Source organism: Phormidium sp. CCY1219 (assembly GCF_035615515.1).
Classification (GTDB): Bacteria; Cyanobacteriota; Cyanobacteriia; order Cyanobacteriales; family Laspinemataceae; genus CCY1219.
Map to the genome: position 1 here is coordinate 1 of NZ_JAJENT010000665.1, position 284 is coordinate 284.

Below are 284 nucleotides of genomic sequence, written 5' to 3' on the forward strand. Positions count from 1 at the left end.
AAATTAAAGGGGTTTTCGTCGCTATCGTTGGTGGTGAAGGAGAGTTCCCCAGAAGGAGTTCCCGCCCCTGTGGCGTCGAGTTGCAATTCTAGCGTTGCTTCGCTGTTGGGGGCGATCGCACTGGGCACATTTCCCACCACACTAAACCCTGTAGGCAATTGCAAATCGCTCACACTCAGTTCGGCGGTTCCGGTGTTTTTCAGGGTGAAGGTTTTGCTAACGGGTGTCCCTTCGCTGGTGGTTCCGATATCTATTGCGGTTGTGCTGTCATCGGGAATATCGGT

The 284-nt window shown here is 53.2% G+C and carries 1 protein-coding gene; it reads right to left on the reverse strand.

The genetic code is table 11. The features are described 5' to 3' along the window. Positions 1-284, reverse strand: a 284-nt coding sequence (locus LKK83_RS19430) for a choice-of-anchor D domain-containing protein (protein WP_324632950.1), incomplete at both ends; no start/stop codon positions are given.